The 24,188-nt window shown below is 62.9% G+C and carries 26 protein-coding genes; 10 read left to right on the top strand and 16 right to left on the bottom strand.

Translation table 11 applies throughout. The features are described from left to right. Nucleotides 1–20 precede the first annotated feature (20 nt). Complete coding sequence (glsA, locus tag ACJD00_RS14615) at nt 21–1,037, bottom strand: glutaminase A (protein WP_418907627.1); 1,017 nt, start codon at nt 1,035–1,037, stop codon at nt 21–23. 140 nt (nt 1,038–1,177) lie between these two features. On the opposite strand from glsA, the gene ACJD00_RS14620 reads away from it, so the two are divergent. From ACJD00_RS14620 to ACJD00_RS14630, 3 genes are all read left to right on the top strand, one after another. Further along, complete coding sequence (locus tag ACJD00_RS14620; protein ID WP_418907628.1) at nt 1,178–1,600, top strand: acyl-CoA thioesterase; 423 nt, start codon at nt 1,178–1,180, stop codon at nt 1,598–1,600. Between the two features lie 144 nt (nt 1,601–1,744). Beyond that, entirely contained in the window at nt 1,745–3,304 is a 1,560-nt protein-coding gene (locus ACJD00_RS14625) for an HNH endonuclease (protein ID WP_418907629.1), read from the top strand. Between the two features lie 121 nt (nt 3,305–3,425). Next, entirely contained in the window at nt 3,426–3,839 is a 414-nt protein-coding gene (locus tag ACJD00_RS14630; RefSeq protein ID WP_418907630.1) for a VOC family protein, read from the top strand. A gap of 70 nt (nt 3,840–3,909) precedes the next feature. On the opposite strand, the gene ACJD00_RS14635 is transcribed toward ACJD00_RS14630, so the two are convergent. The 4 genes from ACJD00_RS14635 to ACJD00_RS14650 all read right to left on the bottom strand — a co-directional run bounded on the left by ACJD00_RS14635 (nt 3,910) and on the right by ACJD00_RS14650 (nt 7,324). Then, nucleotides 3,910–4,077, bottom strand: coding sequence for a hypothetical protein (locus tag ACJD00_RS14635; protein WP_418907631.1), 168 nt, complete (start codon nt 4,075–4,077; stop codon nt 3,910–3,912). Nucleotides 4,078–4,169: 92 nt separating this feature from the next. After that, a complete protein-coding gene (locus ACJD00_RS14640; protein ID WP_418907632.1) occupies nt 4,170–5,072 on the bottom strand; it encodes a VOC family protein in 903 nt (300 codons plus the stop codon). Nucleotides 5,073–5,174: 102 nt separating this feature from the next. After that, a complete protein-coding gene (locus ACJD00_RS14645; RefSeq protein ID WP_418907633.1) occupies nt 5,175–5,990 on the bottom strand; it encodes a PspA/IM30 family protein in 816 nt (271 codons plus the stop codon). 83 nt (nt 5,991–6,073) lie between these two features. After that, nucleotides 6,074–7,324: an MFS transporter gene (locus tag ACJD00_RS14650; RefSeq protein ID WP_418907634.1), complete on the bottom strand. Its 1,251-nt coding sequence runs from the start codon at nt 7,322–7,324 to the stop codon at nt 6,074–6,076. Nucleotides 7,325–7,347: 23 nt separating this feature from the next. Between ACJD00_RS14650 and ACJD00_RS14655 the strand changes: the two genes are divergently transcribed. Next, nucleotides 7,348–8,037 carry a FadR/GntR family transcriptional regulator gene (locus ACJD00_RS14655; protein ID WP_418907635.1) on the top strand — a complete coding sequence of 230 codons (690 nt, stop codon included), beginning with the start codon at nt 7,348–7,350 and terminating at the stop codon, nt 8,035–8,037. On the opposite strand, the gene ACJD00_RS14660 is transcribed toward ACJD00_RS14655, so the two are convergent. Together ACJD00_RS14660 and ACJD00_RS14665 are read right to left on the bottom strand one after the other, a co-directional pair. Further along, on the bottom strand, nt 8,034–9,308 hold the full coding sequence (locus tag ACJD00_RS14660; protein ID WP_418907636.1) for a carbamoyl-phosphate synthase: 1,275 nt from the start codon (nt 9,306–9,308) through the stop codon (nt 8,034–8,036). The two genes, ACJD00_RS14655 and ACJD00_RS14660, sit on opposite strands and share 4 nt — an antisense overlap. A gap of 9 nt (nt 9,309–9,317) precedes the next feature. Further along, complete coding sequence (locus ACJD00_RS14665) at nt 9,318–10,460, bottom strand: lipid II:glycine glycyltransferase FemX (RefSeq protein ID WP_418907637.1); 1,143 nt, start codon at nt 10,458–10,460, stop codon at nt 9,318–9,320. Between the two features lie 96 nt (nt 10,461–10,556). On the opposite strand from ACJD00_RS14665, the gene ACJD00_RS14670 reads away from it, so the two are divergent. Genes ACJD00_RS14670 through ACJD00_RS14680 form a run of 3 tightly spaced genes read left to right on the top strand, consistent with a single transcriptional unit; the run spans nt 10,557 to nt 13,523 of the window. After that, a complete protein-coding gene (locus tag ACJD00_RS14670; protein ID WP_309409684.1) occupies nt 10,557–10,886 on the top strand; it encodes a metal-sensitive transcriptional regulator in 330 nt (109 codons plus the stop codon). Between the two features lie 27 nt (nt 10,887–10,913). Next, the gene (locus ACJD00_RS14675; RefSeq protein WP_309409686.1) at nt 10,914–11,228 is read left to right on the top strand and encodes a heavy-metal-associated domain-containing protein; all 315 of its coding nucleotides are present in this window, start codon (nt 10,914–10,916) and stop codon (nt 11,226–11,228) included. A 33-nt stretch (nt 11,229–11,261) separates the two neighbouring features. Next, complete coding sequence (locus tag ACJD00_RS14680) at nt 11,262–13,523, top strand: heavy metal translocating P-type ATPase (RefSeq protein ID WP_418907638.1); 2,262 nt, start codon at nt 11,262–11,264, stop codon at nt 13,521–13,523. 60 nt (nt 13,524–13,583) lie between these two features. Here ACJD00_RS14680 and ACJD00_RS14685 read toward each other — a convergent pair whose 3' ends face one another. After that, a complete protein-coding gene (locus ACJD00_RS14685; protein ID WP_418907639.1) occupies nt 13,584–15,209 on the bottom strand; it encodes an amidohydrolase in 1,626 nt (541 codons plus the stop codon). An 83-nt stretch (nt 15,210–15,292) separates the two neighbouring features. Then, on the bottom strand, nt 15,293–16,111 hold the full coding sequence (locus tag ACJD00_RS14690; RefSeq protein ID WP_418907640.1) for a type II CAAX prenyl endopeptidase Rce1 family protein: 819 nt from the start codon (nt 16,109–16,111) through the stop codon (nt 15,293–15,295). Between the two features lie 74 nt (nt 16,112–16,185). Here ACJD00_RS14690 and ACJD00_RS14695 point away from each other — a divergent pair, with 74 nt between their 5' ends. From ACJD00_RS14695 to ACJD00_RS14705, 3 genes are all read left to right on the top strand, one after another. After that, on the top strand, nt 16,186–16,488 hold the full coding sequence (locus tag ACJD00_RS14695; RefSeq protein ID WP_418907641.1) for an MmcQ/YjbR family DNA-binding protein: 303 nt from the start codon (nt 16,186–16,188) through the stop codon (nt 16,486–16,488). Between the two features lie 38 nt (nt 16,489–16,526). Then, complete coding sequence (locus ACJD00_RS14700) at nt 16,527–17,069, top strand: CGNR zinc finger domain-containing protein (RefSeq protein ID WP_418907642.1); 543 nt, start codon at nt 16,527–16,529, stop codon at nt 17,067–17,069. A 66-nt stretch (nt 17,070–17,135) separates the two neighbouring features. Further along, entirely contained in the window at nt 17,136–17,450 is a 315-nt protein-coding gene (locus tag ACJD00_RS14705; protein WP_309409695.1) for a hypothetical protein, read from the top strand. On the opposite strand, the gene ACJD00_RS14710 is transcribed toward ACJD00_RS14705, so the two are convergent. The 7 genes from ACJD00_RS14710 to ACJD00_RS14740 form a co-directional block, all read right to left on the bottom strand. Further along, nucleotides 17,447–17,914: a DinB family protein gene (locus ACJD00_RS14710; RefSeq protein WP_418907643.1), complete on the bottom strand. Its 468-nt coding sequence runs from the start codon at nt 17,912–17,914 to the stop codon at nt 17,447–17,449. The genes ACJD00_RS14705 and ACJD00_RS14710 overlap by 4 nt on opposite strands. Before the next feature lie 10 nt (nt 17,915–17,924). Further along, nucleotides 17,925–18,734, bottom strand: a complete 810-nt coding sequence (locus tag ACJD00_RS14715) for an ABC transporter ATP-binding protein (RefSeq protein WP_418907644.1) — start codon at nt 18,732–18,734, stop codon at nt 17,925–17,927. Continuing rightward, nucleotides 18,731–19,798 (bottom strand): FecCD family ABC transporter permease, encoded by a 1,068-nt coding sequence (locus ACJD00_RS14720; protein WP_418907645.1) that lies wholly within the window; start codon nt 19,796–19,798, stop codon nt 18,731–18,733. Before ACJD00_RS14720 ends, ACJD00_RS14715 begins: the two co-directional genes overlap by 4 nt. After that, on the bottom strand, nt 19,795–20,823 hold the full coding sequence (locus ACJD00_RS14725) for a FecCD family ABC transporter permease (RefSeq protein WP_418907646.1): 1,029 nt from the start codon (nt 20,821–20,823) through the stop codon (nt 19,795–19,797). Before ACJD00_RS14725 ends, ACJD00_RS14720 begins: the two co-directional genes overlap by 4 nt. A gap of 4 nt (nt 20,824–20,827) precedes the next feature. Beyond that, nucleotides 20,828–21,766 carry an ABC transporter substrate-binding protein gene (locus ACJD00_RS14730; protein ID WP_418907647.1) on the bottom strand — a complete coding sequence of 313 codons (939 nt, stop codon included), beginning with the start codon at nt 21,764–21,766 and terminating at the stop codon, nt 20,828–20,830. A gap of 38 nt (nt 21,767–21,804) precedes the next feature. Beyond that, nucleotides 21,805–22,587 (bottom strand): siderophore-interacting protein, encoded by a 783-nt coding sequence (locus ACJD00_RS14735; protein WP_418907648.1) that lies wholly within the window; start codon nt 22,585–22,587, stop codon nt 21,805–21,807. A 567-nt stretch (nt 22,588–23,154) separates the two neighbouring features. After that, nucleotides 23,155–24,072: an N-acetylglucosamine kinase gene (locus ACJD00_RS14740; protein ID WP_418907649.1), complete on the bottom strand. Its 918-nt coding sequence runs from the start codon at nt 24,070–24,072 to the stop codon at nt 23,155–23,157. Nucleotides 24,073–24,188 lie beyond the last annotated feature (116 nt).

The following is a 24,188-nucleotide window of genomic DNA, read 5'->3' on the forward strand; positions in this document are numbered from 1 at the left end:
GGTTGCGGCGCCGCGCGGGCCTAGTCCCGCGCGGCCGGCATCGACCAGCGTTCGGGGGCCGAGGCGAAGAGATTCAGCCCCAAGGTGCGCGACAGATGACCGACGGCCAGCTGTCCGCGCACCGAGTTTCCGGCCGAATCCAGGCGCGGCGAGAAGGCCCCCAACGCACCCTTGCCCGGGGCGACGGCCACGATGCCGCCGGAGACCCCGGACTTGGCCGGAATCCCTATCTCGAACATCCAATCCCCGGAGCGTTCATACAGTCCGCTGGCGGCCACCGCGGCCAGCGTGTCACGGCAGGTATCGGCATCCAGGACCCGCACCCCGGTGACCGGGTTGACCCCGCCGTCGGCCAGCGTCGCCCCCATCACCGCCAGGTCGCGGGTGGTGATCCGCAGCGAGCACTGGCGAGTGTAGACGTCGACGGCGGCCTCCGGGTCTCCGAGGATACGTCCGTAGCTTTTGAGCAGTCGTCCCAACGCCTTATTGCGTTCATTGGCCGCCGATTCCGAGGCGTACACCTCGGCGTCGAGCTGCAGCTCGCGGCCGGCGAAGTCGGAAAGCCCGCGGTGAATGGCCACCCACTTATCCTCCGGTCCCTCCCCCGGCACCAGTTCGGTGGTGGCGATCGCCCCGGCGTTGACCATGGCGTTCATCGGCCGCCCCTCGTTCAGCTCAATGGCCATGACCGAGTTAAAGGGCAGCCCGGTGTTATTCACTCCGATGCGTTCGCGCACCTCGTCGCGGCCCAGGTGCTGCACGGCCAGCGCAAAGACGAACATTTTGGAGATGGACTGAAGCGAAAACTCATGACCGCAGTCTCCGACCTCGAAGACCGACCCACCCACGTGCGCCATGGAGAGCGCAAAGTGTTCCGGATCGGCGTGGCCTAGGGCCGGAATGTAGTGCGCCTGCAGACCCTCGCGGTTCTCCCGATACCTGTCGTGGGCTTCCTGGAGCAGGCCTTGAATACTTTGCCGAGCCAACCGCCCGGTGGCGACCTGCTGGGCAACATCCTCAAAGTCTGTAGGAATCATCGGCCACCTGCTTTCCCTTACTGCGCTGATCCTGCGTCCGACACTAGCAAAACTGTACTCTGGCCGGGACGCATGTGTTTCCGACGACAGTGTCATCGAGCTAACAGCGCCCCGCCGCGCGCTCAATCTACGATGAGAGCATGGCTAAGGGAATCACTTTTCACACACGTAAATGGGTCCGCCCGGAAGATCTCAACGCGAACGGCTCGCTCTTCGGTGGTAGCCTGCTGCGCTGGATCGATGAAGAAGCGGCTATCTACTCGATCATCCAGCTGGGCAATAAGCACGTGGTCACCAAGTACATGTCGGAGATCAACTTCGTCGCTTCCGCGAAGGAGGGCGACCTGATCGAGATGGGACTGACCGCAACCGATTTCGGGCGCACGTCCATCACGCTCCGCGCCGAGGTGCGCAATATCTTCACCCAGCAGTCGATCCTGACCATCGACAAGATCGTGTTCGTCAATATCGGTAGCGACGGCAAGCCCGAGCCCCACGGCTACGACCACATCACCTACACCCGCGATCGTATTCCGCTGGAAATCACCAAGGCTCTGGTCTAGCTCCACCTTCTTTTCCCTAGTCGGCAAGGGCCCGCCGACGATCTTGACTGATCGTCGGCGGGCCGTTGTCATCTTGGGGCATGCATGAGCGCCCGGAGATCCGTGGCGAGCCAAACTGTCGGACCCCGAACATAACCTAGATATATGTTCGAGGACGAAGGAAAGAATCCTCAAGGGTTCGAAGTTACTTCCGGGGTGCTACGCGATGCGGAGCAGGCCCTGCAGTCGCTAAGTAGCGCCGTGTTTTTGAGCATTTACGCCGGGAACGACCGCGAACTGATCACCACTGTCGAGGAACTAGAAAACCTCAAGGCCTCCGTCTGCGCCTTGCAGGCCGAGTTGGCCTGCGCCTACGAGGATCGCAACCTCAAACAGCAAGAAGCTCCGGAGGGCACCTCGAAGCCGGGGTCCATGTCCATGGCCTCACGCCGCGGTGCCGCCGCCAGCATCGCCCTGGCCCGCCGCGCCCCACAACGCGGAGCCCAACATTATCTGCGATGTGTGCGACTCTTACGCACCGAGGCGCCCTCCGTTTTCGCGCATTTCCTCAATGGCGAACTAAGCGAAGACCAGGCACTGGCCGCCGCCTCCGCACTGCATCGCACATCACAGGCGCATCGCCGTGACTTCAATACGGTCTATCAGGAGAACCCACGGCTCTTTTTTGGGCGCAGCCCGCGCGAAATCACCGATATCGTACGTAGCTATACCCAACGGCATAACACCGCCGAATCCGCCGATCGGCTAGCAGCCGCCGCCAAGGAACGGTTCCTCCGGTTACGTCCGGATGCCGACTGTGTACGGGTCAGCGGCAAGCTACCCCTCGAAAGCGGCATGGCGCTCCTCACTAGCTTTACCGGCCGGATCAAGGCGGCCCGGAAATCCGGCGACCCGCGCAGCGAAGCACAGCTCGGAGCGGACCTTTTCATCACCCACACGCTGGCCACCGATGATGCAGCAGACGAGCCACAGCCGGTGGGTCGTGCCCCGATTAATTTGGAACTGAAACTGGTCATGACCGACCGTTCGCTGCTTCAAGGAGATCGCGAACCGGCCCACCTGCCCGGATACGGTTATCTCCCGGCGGCCCGGGTACGAGAGCTAATTTCGGCAGCGAGCGACGAGACAACCCCCACGGATCAAGCACGTCGCATGGAACTGTTCACTGCCCTGCAGCGAATCTACACGGCCCCGGGGGATCAACAACTCATTGCCATGGATCGTCGAAGCCGGCTGTTCCCCAAGGCGCTAAAGGAGATCCTCTGGCTCCGGGACCGGCGCTGCCGCACGCCTTTCTGCGGAGGTAACGCCGAGCAAGCCGACCACGTGGTTCCGTGGCGGCACGGTGGACGGACTGCCATAGAAAACGGCGCGGCCCGCTGCGGTTGTTGTAATCGCGCTAAAGACGCACCCGGCTGGATCGAAATCGTCACCGACACCCAGGCCGGAGATATCCAGATCACGACTCCATCGGGCCGAAGTTATTCGGCACCAGCGCCGCCGTTGACTGGCGTGGCACGAACCGAAGATTGTGTGCCGCCCACGCATGCATGGCCCACATGGTCAGCGCGGCGCAATCAAGTCGCGCCGCGTGCTGCGGTGGCCGCACGCGCCCGGATCGCCGCGCGATACGCCCAAGAAGATCTCGACCAACCAGTCAGGATGGTTATAGGCCCTCGTCTCGATCCGCCCGACGACGGCTGATCGTCCACTCCACACTAAAGATTTAAAGTCCATTGACCACGTCGGTGGTTCCGGGCAGACTAGTGCCTGCGCAACCAGCGCATCCTTCTTCATCGCATTATGAGGTCTCAACATGAGTCGAATGATCTTTGTTAACCTACCCACCAACGATCTATCCGCGGCCGACCGATTTTACGCTGCCCTAGGGTTCACCAAGAATGATGTTTTCTCAGACGAAAACGCTTCGTCCTGGGTCATCAGCGATGCCATTACCATCATGGTGTTGCGTAGCGAGTTCTTTGCCACCTTCCTCGTCGACGGCGACGAGCCGGTGGTCGGCGGCACCTCGCGCGAGGCGCTGAATGCGCTGTCCTCTGACACTCGCGAGGGGGTTGACGAGTTCCTCGCCAACGCCGAAAAGGGCGGCGGAACCATCTACCGCGCCGCTGCAGAGCCGTTCCCGGGCATGTACCAGGGCGCCGTAAAAGACCCGGACGGTCACGTTTGGGAGATTGCCTGGATGAGCCCCGAAGCCATCGAGGCCGGCGGACAGTAACGCACGGATGATCTAGTAGCACAATGGGAGGGACCCGCTTGGGTCCCTCCCATTGTGGTGACATCGTGATTCAGGCGGTGCAGGCTTCGTTCGAACATCCGGCGTCGCGCGGCAACCATTTATCTTCGCCGGACTCAACTCTCTCCCAGACCACATGCCGGTGCTGGCCGCAACGTTCGCAAGCCGGTGCCAAGTACGTAGCCCGTTCCTCCATGGTGTAAGCGTGAAAATCACCCATGGAAACCTCCCAGATTATTGGCGTTATCCGTTCCGTACCGGGTCGTGGCCCGTCCCGGTGCAAGTCACTCTACGCCGCGCCGGTTCCCCGGGCTAGAACTCGTCGATGACAAGTTTCTTCATTCCCATCAGATTCTGGAAACCGTTAGGACGTGCCAGCAGCTCGTCCATATTGTCGGGAACGATTTGCCAGCTCAATCCCGCCTTGTCGGTGAGCCAGCCGCAGACCTCGTTATCCGGATTAGCGGAGAAGGCCTCCCAGATGCGGTCGATTTCTTCTTGGCCGTGGCAGCTCAGCTGCAGCGAAACACCCGGAGTAAAGCTCCAAGGCTGTTCAACACCCGAATCCATGGCGGCGAACCACTGCCCGCAGAGTTTCATTTCGCTATACATCAAGGCGTCTGCGCTCGCTGGACCGGTTGGGGTACCGTAGCGGAATTTACTGCCCTCAGCCGAGTCCGGCAGAACGCTCCGATAGAAGTCGGTCATCTCCTCGGCCTTATTCTGCGCGGAACCAGCGAACATCAGAGCCGGAATCACGAAGGGGCGTGGTTCCCCTTCGACATCGGATAGGGTCAGCTGCCAGCTCACGCCGTATCGATCCTGCACCCAGCCATATCTGCGGCTGAAGGGATATTCATCGAGGGGCATGAGCACCGAGCCGCCTTCGGCCAGCCCGGCCCAGGTCGCATCTAGAGCTTCGCGGGCCTCCTCCGGATTCGCCTCGAAGAACAGCGGGTCAAAGTTCAAAAAGATCGACAACGAAGGGTTCGGCGTGAACTCTCCGCCAGCATTGAGTAGCCGGACAATGAACCCGTCGATCGTCACATCGACGGTCACCGGCTCGCCAGCAAAGTCACGTTGGAAATCCTGTAGCCCCTCAGTGGGGTATCGGCCAGTGACTTCGGCAGTTGTCTTTGGAAGAACGGAGGCGTAAAAATCGCCGGCCTCCTCGGCATTCTTATGGAACCAAAAGTTGGGGACGATCTGTTGCATGAGGAAATCCGCTCCTTGATCGAAAGTGGCTTATTGGTTAGCCACTTTCGAGCATAAACCGGGATCCCGAGCGCGTCACCAGCCCATGAGGAAATTACTAAGTTATCCCTGATTCTTCTTCAGCGCCGCAAGACGTGCTTCGATCTCCGACATTTCAGGTGCCGAGGCTTCAAGCTGTCCGGGCTCATCGGCTTCCTCCAGAACGTTGCTCTCGTTCTTCATGGCCGCCAGCCGTGCTTCAATTTCAGAGTCCTGCCCCAGGTTATCCAATTCAGCGAACTGCGAGTCCAGTGAAGAGGCCGCCAGTTCGGCAGCACCACGCGCCTTCGCTTCATCGGCACGTACCGCAGCTTCGAATCGCCCCATTTCGGAGGTCGGGTCGGAAACATCCATGGCCTTGAGTGCGTCGAGCATCTGCCCCTGTGTTTTGGCGTTGCGCGCACGCGCCACCAACTCATCGCGCTTCGAAACCAATTGGCGGTGCTTTTCCTTCATGCCGTTCAGCCCGCTCTTGAGCTGTTCCACGGCCTGTCGGGCAGTCGCGATAGGTGCCTCAAGATTGGCTGCGGTTTTCTCGCTGGCCCTCTGCTTCTTAATCGCTACGGTAGCCAGCTGGTTGAACTTATCGGCGTTCAGGCTATCCCCCGCGGCCGCATACTCTTCGGCCTTGTTCGAGGCGGCCAGCGCCTTTACGCCCCACTGTTCAGCTTCGCGCCGCGCCTTGCTCTGATCTTCTTCCTGCATGCGCAGGTTACCGATACTCGTAGCAATGGCGGCTTCGGCCTCGGAAATGTTCTTGGTGTAGTCGCGGATGGTCTGGTCCATCATTTTCTGTGGATCTTCAACCGCGTCGAGGGCAGCATTCGCGTTCGCCTCCCCGATCTTGAAGATACGTTTGAAAATAGAGGTGAACCCCATGGTGCTTTCCCTTCGTCTACCGGCTTTAACTGTATGCCACGAACTGGTACCGGTTCATCTTTTCGATGCGGAGCAAAGGGTGCTTAACGCGCGGTGACCTCTTCAAGCTCGCCATGGAGATCACCCTCGACATAGCGTGGTCGTCCAGCCATATAACCGGCGACGCACAACAAGAGCAGAATGCCTCCCATGAACAATATGGGTCCGTTCCACGAGCCAGTTGCCTCATGGAGAGCTCCCACCACCAGCGGTCCCGGGATCGAAATGAGATAACCGACGGACTGCGTGAAGGCCGACAATTTCACCACACCGGCGGTGGTGCGTGCCTTGAGCCCGATCATGGTCAGGGTCAGCGAGAACGTACAGCCCGAGAACCCCAGCAGCAACGCCCAGAGCAATGCGCCGGAGACCGGCGCGAGCAGGAGACCAGCGATACCCACCAGGCCGCTAATGCCCAGCAGGAGAACGATCGCCCCCTGGTGCGCAAAACGAGCCGCGGTCGTGGGGATGAAGAAGGACAGCGGTACCGAGACACCCATAATGATGGCCAGTAGCCAACCGGCCCGATCGGCGCCCAATCCAAAGTCGGTGAAGATCTTCGCCATCCACCCCATATTGATATAGGCCATCGAGGCCTGCAGACCGAAGAAGATCGCCAACCACCAGGCTGTGGGGCTACGCCAGATGACGATTTCGCCCTGTACATCCGCCGCCGTGACCAGCTCGGCATCTCGCTGAGCTTGGATATGCGGACGCAATCCCAGGTTCAGCACCACCCAAACGACGACGGCCACCGCTGCGGGTACCGCCCAGGCGCCAAGGCCCAGACGCCAGTGCCCACCCAGGGCGTTATTTAGTGGTACCGCCACTCCAGCGATCAACGAGGATCCAATGGCCAGAGCCACCGAATAGGCTCCGGTCACCAACCCGATACGGTGCGGAAACCACCGTTTCACTAGAACCGGCATGAGCACATTGGCCACCGCGATACCGCTCAGCGCTAAGGCACTGAGCAGTAGGAAAAGCGCGGTCGTCGGGGCCAGCGAACGCAACAGAACACCGAGGGTGATAGCCAGCATCGCGGCAAGAACCACCAGTTCGGGTCCACGCCGCTTCGCTAGACGCGGTGCCAAGGCACCAAACAACGCAAAACATACGGCCGGCGCACTGGTGAGCAGTCCAGCCACGAAGCCGCTCATCTGCAGGTCGTCGATGACCAGGTTAAGCAGCGGGCCGAGGGAGACAACAGCGGGGCGAAGATTCAGTGCGGCTAAAACAATGCCAATGAAAAGCACCACGCCCAGCCATTTCGGCAGCGAAGGTTTCGAACTCATGCAAGCAATCATATAATCATAGGATGATTCAGCGTAAAGGATCCTCGGAGACCTTGCCCACCCTGACGCGGCAAAACCTCGTGGAGCAAGTGCTCCACGAGCTTCGCCAACGGATTATCGGCGGTGACTGGAAGGTGGGCGAGAAGATTCCCACGGAACCGCAACTGGTTGAACAACTCGGAGTTGCCCGCAATACCGTGCGGGAAGCGGTGCGCTCCTTGGCCACCAACGGCCTGCTCGATATCCGCCAGGGCTCGGGAACCTACGTGGTGGCCACCAGTGAATTAGCCGGAGTGTTTACTCGCCGCATGGCCGAAACACCCAGCGAGCAGGTCACCGAGCTGCTCACCGAATTGGCCGCCAGCGGCGCGCGTCTTGCGGCGCAACGCCGCGATGAGGCGGACCTGACGCGCATGCGCCAGCTACTCGCCGAGCGCGAGCTAGCTTGGGACCGCGGAGATATTGAGGATTACCTCGAAGTCGACGCGCAATTCCATCGTGCCGTACTGGCGGCCAGCAAGAATCAGGCCCTACTGAACCTCTACGCGGATCTCTCTGAGGTGTGGGGTTCGATGCTACGCTCGCGGCTCGCACGCGATGCCGTGGAGGAACGCGTCGAACACGGCACACTGCTCGAAGCCATCGAAGCGCAGAACGCGGTGCGCGCCGAAGAGATCACCCGTGAGGACCTGCGTCCGCGCGAACGTTCCTAGAGTTCGCGCGGCGGGAACTTCTTGTATTTGCGGTAGTGATTGATCGCGTTAATCTTCAGGTACAGCCGTCGCCGCCAGTGAGTTTCCGGGGCATACTTCAGCGGGTTCGAGACGCGTTTGGCGGCTAGCAGCGCCTTGGCTTTGCGCCCGGTGGCGGTGCCGAGGAATCGGCGGAGCAGGTGCTTGGGGAGCACCGTAAACAGTCGTTCCTCGCGAAGCTGCAGCAACCCGTTGGCGTCGCGCACGGTCGCCGCGGTATCCAGTGCGGTCTTTTCGAAGTCGGGGCCGAGGTACTGAGCCACGTAGAAACGTGCCGGGTTGACCCCGGCAGCGGTGAGGTAGAAGTGGTTGCGCCCCAGCCGCGGGTTAATCTCGAAGAACTTCACCTGCCCATCGCGGGCATCGTACTTGGCGTCGATCATGGCAATGCCGCTATATCCCAGCTCGTTGAGCATGCGCGCCCCGTCCGCGGCGACCTGTTCATGCTGCCCGGTCACGATGGCTGCCGAGTTGCCCAGCACCAGCGGAGCATGTTCCTCGATGACTACCTCGCCATAGCCGGCGAAGACAACCTTCTGCTCGGTGGTGGAGAAGAAGGTGCACAGCCGCATGGCGTCGTCGCCGCCGGGAATGTACTCCTGCAGGATGTAACCGGCGCTGTAGCCGCTGCCATCGATCAAGGCCAGCAACTCACGCAATTGTTGCTCGTTCTCGATGGTGTGGATCTTTTGCTTACCGGCAAATTTGGCGGCGATCCATTCGGCCGAGCTCGATGGCTTGCCGATCAGCGGGAAACTCAGTTCACGGGTCAGCTCGCCGAGATCGTCACCCGGGCGGTGTACGACGGTGCGTGGGTGGGCCACGCCCAGCGACTGGGCCAAGCGATAGAAGTTTTCCTTCACCGCGGCCCGTTCAATCACCTCGAGCGTTGGGTAGGGAATCACAAAGCGCGCGGCCAGCTCGCTACGGTGCCGGGCGATGAGCATGACGTGATAGTCCAGCGAACCGAAGAGCATCAGCGGGCGCGGACCGTCGGCCACCAGGTCGCTGGCCAAGTCGAGCAACCGGGCCACCACACGGGTTTCGTCGGCCATCGAGCCGATGGGGTGTAGCTCCACGGCCACCGAATGTTCGATCACGCCGTTGCCGGCCGCGGGCACCACGACGGACTTCACGCCGTAGGCCTCGTGGAATTCACGGGCCAAGGTGTAGGTGCCGATGTCGCCGCCGAGGATGACCGGCACGAAAGGCTGGGCTGCGTCAATGCTCATCGTTTGGTCCTACTTCTTCCGCCAGGCCATGTACTTGTCGAAGGCCCAGGCGATGGGCTTGTTCAGCGCCAGATCCCATTCGCCCGTGGTCTGCACGATGTCGCAACCGGTATTGGTCTTGAACTTGGTCAACCCGGCTAGGTGGTGATGCGCGTCCAGGGTAGGGCTTACCCCGCCCTGATCCAGATGCTGGCATCCGGCGGCGGAGGCGTCGGCGATCATGCGCTGCATCAAGGCCTTCGGGGCGAAGAGCTTGCGCTGCGCCGAGGAGGAAGCGCCGTAGAGGTACCAGGCACGGTCCGAGGAACGCACCATAATGGCGGCGGCGAGGTCTTCTCCCTCGTGGCTGGCCAGGTACAGGGTGCAGGAGCCGGGCACGGCACCGTTGAGTACGCGGTGCATATTCTCGAAGTAGCTCAGCGGCCGGCCGGTGAATTCGTTGCGGTCCGCGGTGTGATCGTAGAGCGCATGGAAACGGGCCATATCCGCTACCTCGCCGACCTCGACCTGTAGCGGGCCCTTCAGGGCCTTACGGGTTTCATTTCGGGTCGTCGACGAGTAGCTGGCCATCACCGCATCGGCCTCCAGCTGTTCCCCGGCGGCATCGCGCAGCGACACCCGGGCGACGTACTCGGGCTGACCGACCGCAAAGTCCATGCCGGTCTCCTGCTTGGCGTAGCCCAGGTCGCGTAGCGTCTGCACCAGCTGCTCGCCCTGTTCGCTACGCTGCGCGGGTTCCAGATCCTCGAGGCTACGCAGGCCTTCCTTGCCCAGCGATTTGCGCACGACCCCGGCGGCCCACGTTTTGCGCATGAGCCCCGGGCCTACGCGCAGCTGGAAGGCTCCGCGGTTGCGCAGATAACTGGCCAGCGGGTTGAGCACCTCGGCTGGCGTGTGGGCGGCAAAGTCGATCACCGGTCCGTCGGGCACATAGGCCAGGGTTTTGCGGATCACCGGAGCGGCCCGATGCAGCACCAGGGCGGTGCCGACGAGCGTATCGGCCTCGAACCAGCCCAACGACTCCGGCTTCCAGCCGCCCTTGACCTGAGCCCATTCGGGCCGCTGCAGGAAGCTGACGTTGGATTGGTCGGCAAGAAAGGCGGTGTGCTCGGCGCCGGATATTGGGCGCACGCGTAGTTCTTTGCGGATCACAGCACTACCCTACCGTGCATCGGCTATGAACGATGTGAAGCTAGATACCCCCAGGGGGTACTTGACAACATACCCCCTAGGGGTATTATTGAGCCCATGGATACTCACCAGGATCCCGGAGATCACGGCCCAGAACACGGGTACACCAAGGACAAGGCAGCCCTCGAGCGTCGTATGCGGCGCATCGAGGGTCAGGTCCGCGGTGTGGCGAAGATGATCGACGAGGACAAATACTGCATCGACATTCTCACCCAGATCTCCGCCATTAACGCGGCCCTGCATAAGGTCAGCGTGCAACTGGTTGAGGAACATATCGGACATTGTGTCGTGGGGGCCGCCGAAGAGTCCCTGCGCACCGGCGATAACAGCATCGTGGCGGACAAGGTCAGCGAGGCCAGCGCGGCCATCGCCCGGCTTGTGCGCTAGAACCCAACAAGCAAAGGATCGAGAATCATGACCTCCTCCAGCGGATGCGGCTGCGGCTGCGGCACCGACGAGAACAAGAACAACGCGCAGGGTCTGCAGATCGGCTCCGCGCCGACCAGCACCACCACCGAAGTGGGCGTCAGCGGCATGACCTGTGGCCACTGCGTCTCCTCGGTCAGCGAAGAACTCTCCGAACTCGAAGGTGTTAACGACGTGCAGGTGACGCTGAATACCGGCGGCACCTCCGTGGTGACCATCTCCTCCACCTCGGCATTGGATCCGACGGCCATTCGCGCGGCCATCGACGAAGCCGGCTACAGCGTGGAGCACATCAACGCCTAATCCATCCTTGCGCGAAACCGACAAGGAATCGACATGTCCACACACTCCAATCACAGCGACCACGGCGGGACGAACGACCACGGCGGCTCAACCCGCACCGTCAACCTCGATATTCAAGGCATGACCTGCGCCTCCTGTGTGAACCGCGTGGAACGAAAACTCGGCAAACTTCCCGGTGTCAGCGCCGCGGTCAACCTACCGCTGAACTCGGCGGCCGTCGAGGCCCCCGCGGACATCAGCGATGAGAAACTGATCGACGCCGTGCAGGCGGCCGGCTACTCGGCCAATGTGAAGCAACCTTCGCGACACGATGAGCACGGCCACCATGGCGACCACGAGCATCTGGTCCCCGACCACCTGCTCCGCAGGCTGATCGTCTCGGCCATCTTCACCGTTCCCCTGTTCATCATCTCCATGGTGCCCGCGGCGCAATTCGCCAACTGGGGCTGGGTGGCACTGGCACTGGCGACCCCGGTGGTCTTCTACGGGGCTTGGCCCTTCCACAAGGCCGCCGCCGTCAACGCACGCCACCTGGCCTCGACCATGGACACGCTGGTGTCCATCGGTGTGCTGGCCGCCTACCTGTTCTCGCTCTTCGAATTGCTGCGGAACCCGCAGATGACGGCCATGACCGGCATGTCGATGAGCGGGCACGCCCTCTACTTCGAGACCGCCGCGGTGGTGGCCACCTTCCTGCTCCTCGGCCGCTACCTCGAATCACGGGCTAAGGACCGCGCTTCGGATGCCCTGAAGTCGCTGCTGAGCCTGGGTGCCAAGGAAGCGGTGGTGCTGCGCGAGGGACGCGAGGAACGCATCCCCGCCGATCAGCTGGTGCCGGATGACATCTTCGTCGTGCGGCCCGGCGACAAGATTGCCACCGACGGCGTCGTCACCGAGGGCACCAGCGCTGTGGACAGCTCGCTGATCACCGGCGAATCGGTGCCGCAGAGCGTCGGACCGGACTCAGAGGTCATCGGAGCGACGATCAACACCAGCGGACGCTTGCTCGTGCGTGCCACACGGGTGGGGTCGGACACCACGCTGGCCCAAATGGGTCGCCTGGTGTCCGAGGCGCAGTCCGGCAAGGCCCCGATTGCCCGGCTGGCCGACCGCATCTCCGCGGTCTTCGTGCCGATCGTCCTGGCGGTCGCGGTACTGACCTTCGCGGCCTGGCTGATCTTCGGCGGCGAACTGCTGCGGGCCTTCGCCGCGGCGGTGGCCGTGCTCGTCATCGCCTGCCCCTGCGCCCTGGGGTTGGCCACGCCCATCGGCCTGCTGGTCGGTACCGGACGCGGCGCCCAGCTGGGCATTTTGATCCGCGGCCCGCAGGTGTTGGAAGATACCCGCCGGCTGGACACCGTCGTGGTGGATAAGACCGGCACCGTCACCACCGGTGATATGGGCTTTAGCGGACTGACCACGGTCAACGGTTTCAGCGAGGACACCGTGCTCGCGCTCGCCGCCGCCGTCGAACACCATTCCGAACACCCCATCGCCCGGGCGATCGCCAGCGCCGGTGCCGAGGCCGGGCAGCTGCCCGAGGCCAGTGACTTTCATTCCGACGCTGGTGGCGGCGTGCGTGCCACCGTGAAGGGGCAGCGCGTGGTGGTTGGCCGGCGCAGCTGGCTGGCCGATAACGGCACCGAGTTGGATCGGGCGGGCACTCAGCTGCTCGAATCGGCCGAAGCGGCTGGGGCCACCGCAATTCTGGTGGCCGTCGACGGGGAGTTTGCCGGGGTGATCTCGGTGGCCGATACCATCAAGGACAGCTCGGCCCCGGCCATCGCCGCCCTGCGTGAACGCGGTCTGCGCGTGGTGCTGCTGACCGGTGATAACCAGCAGGTGGCCACGCAGGTAGCCTCCAAGGTCGGCATCGATGAGGCCGATGTGCGCGCCGGGGTACTGCCCGCGCAGAAGGTCGACGCCATCCGCGAGCTGCAAGACTCCGGCGGCGTGGTGGCCATGGTTGGCGACGGTGTGAACGACGCTCCCGCCCTGGCGCAGGCTGACCTGGGCATCGCCATGGGTTCGGGCACCGATGTGGCCATCGAGGCCGCGGATATCACCCTGATGGGTAACTCGCTCGAGCAGGTGGTGCAGGCCATCGACCTGTCCACCGCCACCCTGCGGGTCATCAAGATGAACCTGTTCTGGGCCTTCGCCTACAACACCGCCGGCATTCCGATCGCGGCGCTGGGATTGCTGAACCCGATGATCGCCGGTGCGGCCATGGCGGCCAGCTCGGTGCTCGTGGTGCTGAACTCGCTGCGCTTGCGCTCCTTCGGCAAGAAATAACCGGACGACGAATCCCGCCCCCGGACCGACCCGCAACACGCGGTCCGGGGGCGGCCCCCGTTAAGCCTCCCAGCGGCTAAAGCTGGGGAGACCGGCCAGATAGGTGGCCACCACCTGCACGTCTGCCAGTTCGCTCAGGGGCACCTGGCGCGGGTCGCGCTCGAGCACCACCAGATCCGCGCTCGCCCCGGGTTCCAGCACACCCCACGGTGCCGCCAGCCGGTCGGCGAAGGCTTGGTGGGCGACGCCGGCGGTGTAGGCGGCGAGCGCAGTTTCGGCATCCAGTCGTTGCTCCGGCACCCAACCGCCCTCCGGGTAGCCCTGCGCGGTCATGCGACCCACGGCCACCGCGATCCCCGCCAGCGGGTTCGCCTCGGAGCAGGGCCAGTCCGACCCAAAGGCCAACGGCGCACCGCTGCTCTGTAGCGTGTGCAGCTGGTACTGCCGTGCGGCGCGTTCGGCTCCCAAGCGGGGCACCGTCAGCACGGTCATCAAATCGTCGAGTTGCGCCCACAGCGGCTGCATCACCGGAATCACCCCGAGCTTGGCGAAACGTTGCAGATCCACCCCGTCGGCCAACTGCACATGGGCGATCACCGGCCGGTGCGTGCTGGGTCCGTTGGCGCGCGCCGCCGCTTCGATGGCATCCAGCGCCCGCCGCACCGCTCCATCGCCGATGGCATGCAGGTGGGCCTGAAACCCCGCGGCATCCACCGCGCCGACCGCCTGCGCCAACGGCTCGGCCTGCCAGATGTAGAGACCGTGATCGTGCAGGGTGGAGCAGTAGGGCTCGAGCAGGGCCCCGGTCTGGTTCTCCACCACCCCGTCGACGAAGAACTTCACGCTGTGCGCGGTCAGCAGCTCATGCCCGGCCTGCTCCACTCGGCGCCGCGAATCCAGTAGCCGCGGCAGGGAGCCCGGAAATTCACGCGGGTCGGCCAGGAGCGCGAGGTTAAAGCGGTTCTTCAACAGCCCGCGCTCGGCCGCGGCCAGATACACCTCGACGTCCTCGGGCTGCACCCAGGCATCCTGCACCCAGCCGATCCCCAAGGAGGCCAAATGGGCGCTGGCGGCGGCGAGCGCGGCAACCCGTTGCTCAAAGTCATGGCCGGGGTTCACCCTTTGCATCAGGTCAACGGCACCCCATTCACGCAAAACCCCCAGCGGTGCACCGTCGGCATCGCGCGGGATCTGCCCGAGTTCGGGTTCCGGGGTCTCGGCGGTGATCCCGGCTAGTTCCAAGGCCTTCGAGTTGCACCAGAGCGTGTGATAGTCCCACGCCCGGAGCACCACCGGGCGGTCGGGCACCGCCTCATCGAGCCAGCGGGCCTGAAATAGCCCCTCCTCGACCAGTGAACCGTTATAGGAGGCCCCGAGAATCCATGCTTGATCCGGATGCTGCGCGGCGTACTCGCGCACCGCCTCAACGATTCCGGCCACCGAGTCCACCTCGGTGATCTGCGGCCCGGCCCATTCGAGCCCGCCGAAGATCGGATGCGCGTGCCCTTCGCCAAAACTGGGCATGAGAAAGCGCCCGGCGAGGTCGATTACCCGCGAGGCACCCTGTGCCCGGGCCTCGGCGTCAAAGGCCGCCACGGCGCCTTCGCGAATGAGCAAGTCGCTCGCCTCGGGTAATCCCTTGCCGCGCCAGATCGTGCCGCCGGTGAACAGAATGCTCTCGCTCATCTGCGCCTTCCGCAATATATGAATAACGTTCGTATCGCTAAGGCTACGAGGACGCGGCACGCAAAGGCAATGCCTCCGACCGGTCAGTACAGAAAGATCGGTAGCCACTGCCGGTTATGCGCATGCACCAAGGCCAGAAACAGCACGAAGTCGAAAATGAGATGAACCGACACCACATAGCTCAGCGACTTCGTCAGCTTGAAGGTGTATCCCTGCAAAAGCGCAAAGGGAAAGGTCATCAGCGGCCCCCACGTCTGATAACCGATCTCCCACAGGAAAGAAGTGAACATGACCGCCTGCAGGGTATTCGCCGTCCAATCGGGAAAATGCCGACGCAACAACGCGAAGCTCGTGCAGATAAAGAACAGCTCATCCCAGATACCTACCGCGTTCACGCCCAGAAAGAGACGGACAAAGATCACCGGATCGGAGGCATCGGGCCAATTGTGATAAACCCCGGTGTTGATCAGGTAAAAGGGCAGAATCAGGTAGGCCAGCCCGATGATCCCCACGAGGTAGAGTTTCGCGACCAGCGGCCACGGCCGCCCGGTATTGACCGGAAACCGAATGATCCGCTCACGGTAGACGAAGCGCGAGATGAGCCAGGGCAGCAATACGGCCAAGGTCAACGCCGTACCCATCAGCGCCATATGTTGCAGGCTCAGATCCGCATGCAGCGGGACGATACTAATGATCAGCAACCCGCCGGCAATCAGCGACAGATCCCGCAACAGTTCGCGATCGATCAATGCGGCGGCCACGACACCGGCGGCCAACGACGCATAACCGGCCACATCGTTACCCACCGCAAAGAGCAACACCGCGCACAAGGCAATCAGCCCCGCGGGAAGCAGTTTCCAGGACCGCACGCTCCGCGACGGTTCACCGAGTGTCGACGTCATGGCTCCAGCATGTCAGGCGAGCCCGCAGGAGCGGAACCGTTGAACTTCGGCAAGAGCCCTGCGACACTGCCGTTATGGTCAGCGAAGAAGACGTCCGCGATGCGGCGCTGCGTCTGCCCGGGGTCAGTGAACGCCTCAGCTGGGGGCAACCGGCGTGGTTTGCCCGCACCCTATTTGCCCGCATCTGGGAAGATGGCGTGCTGACGGTAAAGTCCGACGAACGCGAAGCGCTCGCCGCGCTCGATCCGGAAACCTACTACTGGACGGCGCATCATCAACGCTCGCCGTTGCTTGTCCTCGTTCGCATGGACCGGATCGATGCCCAGGTGCTGGGCGAGCTCATCGCCGAGTCGTACCGGTTGGCCAACGAACCCTAGAATAGCTAGGACGGCATCCGCGCACGACAGGACCGAGAATGAGCTTTGCCCCCGACACCGAACGCACGCTGCGTTCGATCGTGGACCTGCTAAACACCAGCAGCCCGCTGGTCGACCTCCTCTCCACGGTGGCGGACCTCGACCAGTACCTCTCCGCGCAGAGCTTCGCCGGTCCGCGCGCCCGCAACCAGGCCGAACTTCGCTCCATTCGTCTGCTGCGCTCCCAGCTTCAAGCCATCTGGACCGCACCGGTCGAAGAGGCCGTGCACCGAGTGAACTACATTCTGCGCAACGGACGCGCGTTGCCACAGCTGGTGACCCGCGACGGCAAGAGCTACTTTCTGCATGCGGTGACCGAATCAGCCCCGCTCTACGACCGGATGGCGGTTACCGCGGGGGTGGCCCTGGCCGAGGTGATCAGCGCCGATGGTCTGGACCGCCTGCGGATCTGCGCCTCGCAGGATTGCCATGCGGCCCTGCTCGATCTTTCACGCAACAATTCCAAGCGATACTGCGACACCGGTAACTGTGCAAACCGCGAGCATGTGCGTGCCTACCGAGCGAGAAAGGCCGCCAAGTAGCTCAACGAACAGATCAGACCTATGCTTGGGACAACGGAAATGTTGCCGCCCAGCCGAGGGAGAATCATGAGCACCGAATCTCATGCCGCTGACCACTACGAGGCCCGTCTGGAACAGAGCCACGAGACTCCCCTGCGCGCCGCGGGACGCTGGGTTGCCGCGATCGCCTCGGCGGCGCTGGGCTCCAATGAAATCGAACCCATTGGTGCCGCCGTCGTCGTCCACTCGCGCGCCGACAACTCGGTCATCCTGACCCTGAAGACCTCAAATATCGAAGAGGCCGAGCGACTGATCGAATCGGTTCGCAAGGACCTCGAAGAGCTCACCGACGAAGAGTTCATGGACGAGTGGGGTGCCAAGGCCGCCGAAGACCCGGCCTAGGAGTTAGCCCGCGCCAGATCCACGGTGATCTCAAGCTGCCCTAGATGCTGGCAGAGTTCCTCGAATACGTGCAGGATGACGCCCCCGCAGGTATCGAACCACGGCTCCGCGCGCTCGGCGGGCAGAGCCACCGACGGTGCGGTGAGATCCGTGAGGGCAAGATCTTCGAGGAAGGCCGTACGCGTGGCCGCCGCCAGCTCCAGACCTTGGGCCACGGGCATCTGCACGGTAAATTCCGCCGCGCGATCCCGTGGCACCGTAACCCCGCGATTGACCGTGGAACTCCAGCGGCGCATCATCCCGCAACAGTGGCTCAGCAGCTGAATGGCCGAGTTACTGCCAGGCACCGGCAGCACATAGTTGGCCTGCTCGTCGGTAAGCGAGGCCACCACGGCGACGAGTTCGTCGAACTTCTGCACCGTGAAATCTATTAGCAGCGAATCGTTAGGGCTTCTGGTCGTCATAGCCCTAAGCCTAGCTGCGCTTCATTGCTCGGCTATCGCTGGGGATGAGGCAGGGCAATCCGGTGACCGGGTCGGAGATCACCACATTGGGCAGGTCGAAGATCTCGTGGATCAGGTCGCTGGTCACCACATCGGCCGGTGCCCCCTGTGCCCGGATCTTCCCATCCTTCATCAGCACTAGATGACTGGCATAGCGGAAGGCGAGGTTCAGATCGTGCAACACGGCCACCACGGTGCGCCCGCGATGCACAAGCTCATCGAGCAGATTCAGCAGTTCCACCTGATGGGCGAGGTCCAGGTAGGTGGTGGGCTCGTCAAGCAACAACAGCTCTGTCTGTTGTGCGAGCACCATGGCAATCCACGCGCGTTGACGTTGGCCTCCGGAGAGCTGAGTGAGCGGCCGGTGAGCCAGCTGAACAAGCCCGGTCTGCTCGAGCGCTTCGTGGACCGCCAGCCGATCGTCCGAACCGAATTGACGCAGAAATCCTTGGTACGCATAGCGTCCGCGACAGACCAATTCGTAGACCGTCAACGAGTCTGGCGAACTGGCCGACTGTGGGAGCATCCCTAGGTGCTTGGCCAATTGTCGTGGCGTGTAGCTTTCTAGGCGCCGATCGTTGACGATCACCTGCCCGGCCTCGGCCTTTCCCAGCCCGCTCAGGGCGCGTAGCAGTGTGGACTTTCCGCAGGCGTTCGGCCCGAGAATCGCAGTAAAAGAGCCCGGGGTGATCTGCACGTCCAACCCCTCGCTGATAATTCGGGGGCCGTACCCGAGAGTAAGTCCTTCGCCGGCCAGCAGCCGGGTGACAGTCTCATTCACAGTTGCCCTTCTTTCTGGCTGCTCAGCAGCCACAGCAAATACAGTCCGCCCAGCACCACGGTGACCACACCCACCGGCACCGTCAACGCAATGAGGTGTTGTGCGATTAGGTCGGAGGCGAGCAACAAAAGCGCCCCGCACAGCATGGTGCTGCCCATGGGTAGATGTGCGGTGCCGGCCAGCCGCCGAGCCACCTGCGGCGCCACCAAAGCGATGAAGGATATCGGCCCAGCAGCCACCGTAACGGCGGCAACGACCACTACCGCCAACGCAATGACCAGCACCGGGACCACCCTAATGCGGACCCCGGACGACTGGGCGACATCGTGCCCCAGATCCAGTTGCCGTAGTCCTCGTGCAAAGCCCAACAGCATCAGGCAGGCCACGAACAGTACGATCATTGAGGGCAGGGCATTCTGCCAAGAAATGCTATTCAAGGTACCGGCACCCCACGCCGCAGCGAACAGTGCAACCTCCAGTTCAACGCGCAGGAGTAACCACGTGTTCAACGCCCCAAACATCGCGGCAAGTCCAATACCAACGACGATAAACCGAAATCCCTGCAAACCGTCCTTGAAGGCCAGCAGGTAGATCAGGGCTGCGGCGGCCAAGGCTCCGAGGAGCGACCCGAGCATCTGCTGCGGCCAACTCCCGCCCACAACGGTCAGCACCAGAATCATGCCGGTCATCGAACCGTTAGCCAGCCCAATGACATCCGGGGTGGCCAGCGGGTTCCGCGTCAGCGTTTGAAAGCACAGCCCGGAGAGGCCCAACCCGGCGCCGAAGAGCACCGCGGCGAGCACACGCGGGGCGCGCCACTCGTTCACGATGGTACTTTCCATGCCTCCGTCGGGATGTAGCAGGACACCAAGTACCCGGCCCGGGGCAATCGCAAAATCCCCTAAGCCGAGGGCCAGGATGACCAGCGCGAGCAACAGGAAACCGCCCAGCAAACCCAATAGGGTGGCGCGGCGATGAAGTTGCAGGTAGTACCGTCCCAGGCGCAAGTTCCAGGCGCGCGCGGAAAAATCTCCGCGTGGCAGCAGCTCATTCCTTTGAGTCATAACCCGGTGCCCTCCTTACGCCGCACCAGCGCAATCAGCACTGGACCGCCGACAAAGGCGACCATCACGCCCACCGGCATTTCCCCGGGGAGCACGAGCACCCGCCCGAGCACGTCACAGAGCAGCACGAAGAGCGGGGCGATCAGCAGGGTCACCAACACGATATGTACTTGGTTCGGTCCAACGACCCAGCGGGCCACATGCGGCACCATCAGCCCGATAAAGGCGATCGGTCCGGCCACTGCGGTGGCCGCGCCGGCCAGCAAGGTGACCGCGGCGAGCACAAGGACCTGGTTGCGACGCACCGAGACGCCCTGACTTTTGGCCACGTCGGACCCCAGAATCATGGAGTTCAGCCCGGGGGCACTGGCCAGCGCCAAAACCACTCCGATCAGCAGCATGCCGCTCGCGGGCAAACTGACCTCGTAGCCCCGTTCGAGTAGGGTTCCGGCGTTCCAGCCGCGCAGTCGGTCGAAGGCGTCCGGATGCGTCAACACAATCCCGGTCGTCACTCCAGATAGGGCCGCCCCTAGCGCCACACCGGCCAGCAACAGACGTAGTGGCGAATCGTTCACCGACGCCCGCGACCCAATCCCGTAAACGGCCAGGGTGACGAGCAATGCTCCGAGGCAGGCCAACCACATGATATGCGCCGGGGTATGCAGTGAAAAGAAGGCCACACCTACTGCCACCAGCACACCGGCGCCCGCATTAACTCCCAAGATGCCTGGATCGGCGAGCGGATTGCGGGTGAAGGCCTGTGTGAGACAGCCGGCCACCCCCAAACAGATCCCGACCACTACCCCGGCGACGGTGCGCGGCAAGCGTTGGCCAAAAAGGATGTAGTTGGCTTCGGAGCTCCCCGCGCCGCGGGCGGCATCCCATAACGCGCCCGGGCTGAGCTGATTCGCTCCGATCAGCAAGGAAGCCAGCAGGCTCATCGCTAGCAAGGTGGTTAGAAGCGCCAGACGGCCGCCCAGCAATGCCGGGCGGCCCATGACTTGAGTACTCAGGGTTTGTGTCAAGGTACTACTTTGGTGGCTGAGCGAGGATTCGTTCGAGGTCGTCGAGCACCGTCATCCCACCCTTGGGACCCACTCCGGCAATCCAGTAGGAGAAGTCCACCAGGTGGGTGTTCTCGAAGCTCTCGGCATTCGCCTTGATGCTATCGGGCATCGTGGCCGGATCAGTGGGATCGTTGCTGGTCACGAGCACCAGATCGGCCTTGGCATCGAGCACCTTCTCCGGTGAAATATCCAGTGAAATATCTTCCCAGTCATGTTCCGGGATGCTCAATCCGGCGCATTCTAGGGTGCTACCCGCAAAGGAAACCGGACCGTAGAGGGTCAGCCTGGTATCGCGCGGTCGAATCAGTTGCACGGTGGTATCAGCCGTATTGTAGCTTTGGGCGATTGACTCACAGCGTTGCTGGTAGGCGCCCAGCAGGTCGGCCGCACCTTCGGAATCCCCCAACGCCTCGGCCACCAAGGCCACGTTCTCTTGCCACGGGTCGGCTTGAGTCTTCATGTAAACGGTCGGTGCCACATCGGAAAGTTGTTCGTACAGTGCCGAGTGCCGCGATTCGGTGCCGATGATCAGATCGGGGTTCAGCGCCGCGATCTTCTCTAGGCTGGGCTCCATGACGGTGCCGACCTGTGCGATATCCGCCGCTTCTTCCCCGAGGTAGGCGGGCACGCCGGTGGTCTCGTTGACCACGGTGGTTCCCACCGGTTCCTTGCCGAGGGCCACGGCAGTATCGAGTTGCACCGGTTCGAGTACGACGACGCGTTGCGGGTCGACGGGAACTTCCGTGGTTCCGCGCGCATGAGTTACCTCGTGCATGTCTGCGGCTTCGGCGGAGGGGTCGACTGGCTGTGCGGCGGACGAGCAGGCGCTCAGGGCCAGCACACTGCTGGCCAGCACGGCGGCCGCGGTCAGTATGCGACGGCGCAGGGTCGTTACGGTCATGGGAATACCCTTCATGATGGTTGCGAGACGATGATCGATTAGCTCAGCGCAGCCCGGCCGCGCCGGTTCCAGTAGCCCTGAGCCTGAAGCCGCACGGCACGGTGCCGTGCGGAAAATACCCGTTTCAGGTCGCCGATGACCTGATGTTCGGCGGCGAACCAGGCGTAGGCCGAAGTTCCCGCAGCGGTGTGCGCCCAGTGTGTCGCCGCCTCGTACAGCTGTTGCGGATCGGTGAGCAGGCGAACTTGGCGACCGGGGAGCCGCTCACGCATCCATTGGGCGAGCTCTGCCGAATTGGCCTGAACCAAAAAGAGCGCAGAAACGCTCCCGGGTAGTTCGCGGTGAATGCCGAGCATCGCGGGGAAGGCCGTTTCGTCTCCGGCGATCAGCACCTGCGCTTGGCCGTTGTAGGCGAATTGCACGCCTTTGCGCTTGTGATCCAGTGCGGCCAGAGGGCCGGAGAAGACCAGCTCGTCGCCCACCGCCGCCGACTGGGCGAAGCGGCTGGCCGGACCGTGCGCATGATCGACGAAGAAGTCGATATCGATCTCCCTGACGTCGGGCCGACCATCGGCAATGGTAAAGGTGCGCAAATAGGGACGAACTTCGAGATCCTGCGATCGCCAGAGTGCTTTCCAGCCGCGTTCGGGGAGGCCAGCGAGGTACCCTTCGAGCCGGTTTGGCCGCTTGGGGAGGAAAAGTTTGATGCGCTGGTCCACCCCATGCCACGCCATATCGCCGAGGTCCGCGCTGTGCACGGTGAGACGAATAAAGCCCGGCGCCAGTTCTCGACGCGCGATGACATGGGTACGGAACAGCACGTTCGGAGAAGACGACGCGGGCTTAACCGAAACGTCTCGTAAACGTGGCCGGGTTTCGGTCACCGTCATTGGCGGTTCCCCCTTGGCGGGTCGCGGGCTCTTGCTCAGGTAAGTCTAACCATAGGTTCTGCCGCAATAAATTCGCACTAAGTACGTAACCTAATCTCAATCACGAGTGACTATATCGTCCACGGCATGGCACAGAGCGCACCCAACCCCCTCCAAGGAACGAAATTTGCCAGAAAACCGGTTGTCAGGCGGATCTCAACGCGGCGAGGAGTAACGACAACCTACTAAGTGCCGTGAAGGCTATCGTTCGCGCCGAGGGGAACACATGACGAAAATTTTCGCGTGGGTAGCGAGAACTGCTGAGCGACGATAACCCGAGACAAGTCGCCAAGCCGGTGACATAGACTCTCTGAGTCTCTACGAGGTACGCCGCGCTCCCAAGGCCACAAGCTTGGTAGCCGGAATCTGAAACTACTCGAGGATGGGCGGGCAATGAATCTGCCCTTTCACCGTGACCTCGCGAACTTCCGACCGACCCCTCAGCTCGGTGGCGATAAGTTAATGCCGGGCCTCGGAGACCAGATGCATCAGCGGGTGTTCGGCGCTCAAGTCTGCAAGGCGCAGCGCCCCGGCAAGACCGTCGCCGTCGGCGGATACCACCTCGGCCCGCGGCTGTAGCTCGCCCAGAACCAGGGTGAATTCCTCGGCGATCAGCTCATTGGAGAACACCCCACCGATCGCCGCCACCGGAAGCGACTGCTGGCTTGGTTGTTCTTCGGTCACCAAGCGCAGCGCGGTGGCCGCCGATTGTGCCAGCTCGGTGGCGGCCCGCACGCAAATATCGCGCGACACCGTGTCGGTTGGCGCCCAGCGCGCTACCTCGCGGGCCAGGGAGGCCACGAGGCTCACCCGGTCCGGTGCGGACTGCAAGGCAATGTAGGCCTCGTCGAGTCGTGGCCAACGTTCCCGCACCGGTTCGCTGAGGCCGGTTGCCGGTCCACGTCCGTCGTAGGCCCGCATGACGGCCCGCAGCGCCTGCTGGCCGATCCAATAACCGCTGCCTTCATCTCCCATGATGTAGCCCCAGCCGTCGACCCGGGCGGTGCGTTGCGGTCCAACGGCGAGGGTGACCACGCCGGTGCCGGCCGCGACGACGGCTCCGGGACGATCGCCGAGGGCTCCGAGATAGGAGGTCACCGAATCGTGGGTGAGCAGCACGCGTTCGATGCCCGCGTCTCCAAGCACCGCGAGGAGTTCGGCGGCGTCATCTTCGGCGCTGGTCAAACCGGAGACCCCGAAGGCCAGCGTGGGTGCGCTCAGCCCGCTGTCCTGCACCGCGGCGGCTAGTTGCGGTAACAGCGGCCGATCCGTGCGCACCCCAGGGTGCCGCGACTCGCGCACCGGCTCCCCGGGGCTCTGCAACCGCAGCTTAATGCCGGTTTGACCGCAGTCCACGGCCAGCACAGTTTCGGTCACTTCTCCCCCATCAACGCAGCTCTGCACCTCATCGTCGCCCGTGCCGGCACAAACTGGCAAGCGGGACACGAAAAGCCCCGGTGTCGACGCCCGGGTCACGGGCGCCCACGCCGGGG

The organism is Glutamicibacter endophyticus, from assembly GCF_048457885.1.
Lineage (GTDB): Bacteria > Actinomycetota > Actinomycetes > Actinomycetales > Micrococcaceae > Glutamicibacter > Glutamicibacter endophyticus.

Coding starts and splice junctions, on each gene's coding strand:
- glsA (WP_418907627.1), bottom strand. CDS start 1,037: ATGATTCCTACAGACTTTGAGGATGTTGCCCAGCAGGTCGCCACCGGG.
- ACJD00_RS14620 (WP_418907628.1), top strand. CDS start 1,178: ATGGCTAAGGGAATCACTTTTCACACACGTAAATGGGTCCGCCCGGAA.
- ACJD00_RS14625 (WP_418907629.1), top strand. CDS start 1,745: ATGTTCGAGGACGAAGGAAAGAATCCTCAAGGGTTCGAAGTTACTTCC.
- ACJD00_RS14630 (WP_418907630.1), top strand. CDS start 3,426: ATGATCTTTGTTAACCTACCCACCAACGATCTATCCGCGGCCGACCGA.
- ACJD00_RS14635 (WP_418907631.1), bottom strand. CDS start 4,077: ATGGGTGATTTTCACGCTTACACCATGGAGGAACGGGCTACGTACTTG.
- ACJD00_RS14640 (WP_418907632.1), bottom strand. CDS start 5,072: ATGCAACAGATCGTCCCCAACTTTTGGTTCCATAAGAATGCCGAGGAG.
- ACJD00_RS14645 (WP_418907633.1), bottom strand. CDS start 5,990: ATGGGGTTCACCTCTATTTTCAAACGTATCTTCAAGATCGGGGAGGCG.
- ACJD00_RS14650 (WP_418907634.1), bottom strand. CDS start 7,324: ATGAGTTCGAAACCTTCGCTGCCGAAATGGCTGGGCGTGGTGCTTTTC.
- ACJD00_RS14655 (WP_418907635.1), top strand. CDS start 7,348: ATGATTCAGCGTAAAGGATCCTCGGAGACCTTGCCCACCCTGACGCGG.
- ACJD00_RS14660 (WP_418907636.1), bottom strand. CDS start 9,308: ATGAGCATTGACGCAGCCCAGCCTTTCGTGCCGGTCATCCTCGGCGGC.
- ACJD00_RS14670 (WP_309409684.1), top strand. CDS start 10,557: ATGGATACTCACCAGGATCCCGGAGATCACGGCCCAGAACACGGGTAC.
- ACJD00_RS14675 (WP_309409686.1), top strand. CDS start 10,914: ATGACCTCCTCCAGCGGATGCGGCTGCGGCTGCGGCACCGACGAGAAC.
- ACJD00_RS14680 (WP_418907638.1), top strand. CDS start 11,262: ATGTCCACACACTCCAATCACAGCGACCACGGCGGGACGAACGACCAC.
- ACJD00_RS14685 (WP_418907639.1), bottom strand. CDS start 15,209: ATGAGCGAGAGCATTCTGTTCACCGGCGGCACGATCTGGCGCGGCAAG.
- ACJD00_RS14690 (WP_418907640.1), bottom strand. CDS start 16,111: ATGACGTCGACACTCGGTGAACCGTCGCGGAGCGTGCGGTCCTGGAAA.
- ACJD00_RS14695 (WP_418907641.1), top strand. CDS start 16,186: ATGGTCAGCGAAGAAGACGTCCGCGATGCGGCGCTGCGTCTGCCCGGG.
- ACJD00_RS14700 (WP_418907642.1), top strand. CDS start 16,527: ATGAGCTTTGCCCCCGACACCGAACGCACGCTGCGTTCGATCGTGGAC.
- ACJD00_RS14705 (WP_309409695.1), top strand. CDS start 17,136: ATGAGCACCGAATCTCATGCCGCTGACCACTACGAGGCCCGTCTGGAA.
- ACJD00_RS14710 (WP_418907643.1), bottom strand. CDS start 17,914: ATGACGACCAGAAGCCCTAACGATTCGCTGCTAATAGATTTCACGGTG.
- ACJD00_RS14720 (WP_418907645.1), bottom strand. CDS start 19,798: ATGACTCAAAGGAATGAGCTGCTGCCACGCGGAGATTTTTCCGCGCGC.
- ACJD00_RS14730 (WP_418907647.1), bottom strand. CDS start 21,766: ATGACCGTAACGACCCTGCGCCGTCGCATACTGACCGCGGCCGCCGTG.